This is a genomic window from Arthrobacter sp. 2YAF22_2, assembly GCF_052114645.1.
GTDB lineage: Bacteria > Actinomycetota > Actinomycetes > Actinomycetales > Micrococcaceae > Arthrobacter.
Genome location: NZ_JBFRFD010000462.1, coordinates 1 through 2,928, shown reverse-complemented (window position 1 = coordinate 2,928; position 2,928 = coordinate 1). Strand labels below are relative to the sequence as shown.

3 protein-coding genes are annotated in these 2,928 nt (G+C 69.1%); all 3 read right to left on the bottom strand.

What is annotated here, in order from left to right:
- On the bottom strand, nt 1-669 hold a 669-nt coding region (locus tag AB4Y86_RS15870; protein ID WP_441403148.1), incomplete at its 3' end, for an electron transfer flavoprotein subunit alpha/FixB family protein.
- A 14-nt stretch (nt 670-683) separates the two neighbouring features.
- On the bottom strand, nt 684-1,484 hold the full coding sequence (locus AB4Y86_RS15865) for an electron transfer flavoprotein subunit beta/FixA family protein (protein WP_441403149.1): 801 nt from the start codon (nt 1,482-1,484) through the stop codon (nt 684-686).
- A gap of 237 nt (nt 1,485-1,721) precedes the next feature.
- Nucleotides 1,722-2,928 (bottom strand): S1C family serine protease (locus tag AB4Y86_RS15860; RefSeq protein WP_441403147.1); only part of this gene is annotated, 1,207 nt, incomplete at its 5' end.

Here is a 2,928-nt window from a genome sequence, read left to right as displayed (position 1 = left end):
GAGGGCGTCTGCGAGGTCCTCGACGGGCGCGAAGTTCCCGTCCACGCCGCGGCCGCCGGCCACCACGATCCGGGCTTCGGAGAGCTCGGGGCGTCCGCTGGCGGTCTTTTCGGTGCGGCCGGTGATCCGGGCCGAAGCGGCGGTGGCCGTGGCCGGCACCTCGATGATTGCAGCTTGGGGCGCCGTGCCGGTGACTGCCGGCTCCGGGGTGATGCTGTTGGGCTTGACAGTGAGCACGGCTACCGGCGTGGTCGTCTTGGCGGTGGTCATGTACGAGCCGGCCAGGACCGATTTGTGCGCGGTGCCGTCGGGGTCGACGGCGACGACGTCGGTGATCACGCCGGCGCCGAGCTTGATGCCCAGGCGGGCGGCGATTTCCTTGCCCTCGGCGGAGTTCTCGGCCAGGACGATGGTGGCCCCGCTGGTTTGCGCGGCGGCCGCAAGGTAGGACGCCTTGGGTCCGACGAGGTAGTCGTCCAGGTCTTCGGCGGAGGGCCGGTACAGGGCCTGGGCTCCGTATTCGCCCAGAGCCGCCGCGACGTCGTCGTGCAGTTCGCCGTTGAGGGCCACGGCCGGTTCGCCGAGAGAGCGGGCGATGGTGAGCAGCTCCAGGCTGGACTTCTTCAGCGCCCGGCCGGGGGTGTCAATGAATACAAGTACTTTTGCCATGTCTGGGGATCCCCTTAGAGCAGCTTCTGGGCGGCCAGGAACTCAACCAGCTTGATGCCGGCGTCCCCTTCGTCGGTGATGATGGTGCCCGCGGTCCGCGGCGGGCGGACCTCTGCGGCCTCGACCACGGTCCAGGATCCGGACAGCCCCACGAGGCCCGGGTCGACGCCGATATCCGCCAGCGTCAGGGTGGTGATGGTCTTCTTCTTCGCCGCCATGATGCCTTTGAAATTCGGGTAGCGCGGGCTGTTGATCTGGTCGGTGACCGAGACGAGGGCCGGCAGCGTGGCTTCGACGGTGTCGGCGTGCGAATCCCCGTCGCGGCGGGCGGTGAGCTTGCCGCCGGCGACTTCGAGCGACGCCGCGAAGGTCACCTGCGGGAGGTCGAGCCGCTCGGCCAGCTGGGCCGGAACCAGGGAAGTCTCGCCGTCGGTGGAGGCCATGCCGGTCAGGATCAGATCGACGGGGGCGTCGGCGCCGAGGTGCCGGATTGCGGCGGCCAGCGCGAGCGAGGTGGCGGCGGCGTCGGAGCCGGCCAGCGCCTCGTCGCTGAGGTGCACGCCTTCGGTGGCGCCGATCTGGAGTGATTTCTTGACGGCGTTGACGGCGCCGGCCGGGCCCATGCTCAGTGCGATGACCTTGTTGCCGGCGGCCTCGCCGCCGCGCGCCTCGATCAGCTGCAGCGCGGCCTCGAGGGCGTATTCGTCCAGCTCCGACAGGATGCTTTCGGACCGGTCAGTCGTCTTGTCCCCGCCGCTGAGGTGGCGGTCGAACTGTGCGTCGGGTACGTGCTTGACCAGCACGATGATCTTCAGAGTCTCTTCCACTGTGTCTACAGCAGCCTTCCATCCGGGTGCGCGGCCAGCCGGGCGGGTCATGGCCAGGGAACGCCCGGAGGTGCCGGGGTGCTCCTAGCTAACCATATAGCGCGGGCCCGGCGCGGCCTTCGAAAAAGGCCCTAGAAGTAGGAATGCCGGCTGGCACCCCCAAGGTGCCAGCCGGCGTCGCGGGCGGGGTGCGCTGCCGCACCCGGTGCCTTCCGCTCGTGCTTCCTACTGGTCGGCGGCGGCCCCGAGGGTCACGTCCAGTTCCTTCGCCTGGCCGCCCCGGAGAACCGTTACCTTAACGCTGGCGCCGGCGGCCTGTTCACGCACGGCGGCAGTCAACTGGTTCGGATCGCTGATCGTTAGGTCCTGGAACTTGGTGATGACGTCGCCCACCTTGATGCCGGCCTTGTCGGCCGCCGAGCCGGGCTCGACCGTGGCCACATCGGCGCCAACCGAGAAGCCGGAAGACGAGGTGCCCGCCTTCGGCTTGACGCTTACCCCGAACTGGCCGTGGGTGGCCTTGCCGTTGGTGATGATTTCCTGGGCCACGCGCTTGGCGTGGTTGATCGGGATGCTGAACCCGACGCCGATGTTGCCGCTGCTGCTGCTGCCGCTTGAGTCACCGCCCGCGGAGGCGATGGCGACGTTGACGCCGATGATCTCACCCTTGCTGTTGACCAGCGCGCCGCCCGAGTTGCCCGGGTTGATGGCCGCGTCGGTCTGGATCACGTTGATCGAAATGCTGCCCTGGGCCGCAGTGCTCGGTGCCTGGCCGCCGCCGGGAGGCGCGAACTGGAACCCCTGGTTGCCGCCCTGGGAGTTGTCGGAACCGTCCTTGGGGGCTGCCGAGGACGCCACGCTGATGGTGCGGTTGAGCGTGGAGACGATGCCGTCGGTCACGGTCCCGGTCAGGCCCAGCGGGGAGCCGATCGCGATCGCGGTGTCCCCGACGTTGAGCTTGTCCGAGTCGCCCATGGTGGCAACGACCAGTCCGGCGGGGTTGTTGACCTTGATGACCGCAAGGTCAGAGAGCGGATCCGTACCAACGACGGTCGCACTGAAGACCCTGCCGTCGCTCGTGCGGACTTCCAGCGCGGCCTTCGACGTCTTGCCGTCCAGGGTGACGACGTGGGTGTTGGTGAGGATGTGCCCGTCGCCATCGAGGATGATGCCGGACCCGGTCCCGCCGTCGCTGCCGCTCGTGGCCTTAATGGTCACGACGCTCGGGGAGGCCTTCACAGCCGCGGCCGTGATGGCGTTGACGGAGTCCTGGTTGTTCACGATCACGGTGCCGGACTGGCCGGTGCTGCTGGTGGAAGCGAGCGGCCGGTTGCCGATCAGGGCGTTGCCCCCGGCCACGACGCCGCCGCCGACGAGGCCGGCGGCCAGGATGCTGGCCACGAGCGTGGGGACGCCGAACGCCGCCTTGCGC